1 protein-coding gene is annotated in these 228 nt (G+C 68.9%); it reads left to right on the top strand.

Going from position 1 to position 228, the window contains the following annotated elements; translation table 11 throughout:
- Window positions 1-10 precede the first annotated feature (10 nt).
- On the top strand, window positions 11-228 hold a 218-nt coding region (locus ACPYOG_RS21300; RefSeq protein WP_481296016.1), incomplete at its 3' end, for a hypothetical protein.

The raw sequence follows: 228 nt of genomic DNA on the forward strand, positions 1-228 counted from the left end.
CCCCAGGATTGTGGAGACGAAGGCAGCGCTCGATGCGATGCGCACCGGCCCGCTGGCCGGCGTGTACGGCGGTTTCCTCAAAGTGGCGAAGGGTGTCGGAATCGCGGCGGCGGCGTTCGCTGCGGTGCAGATCGCTGGCACCATCCTCAGCCAGTTCACCGCGCACGCGTTGGATGCCGCGAAGGCCGCCGAGGAGGTGGAGCGGGCCGCGAATGGCGTGGGTGATCT

Source organism: Leifsonia sp. HAY1-4F, assembly GCF_056755275.1.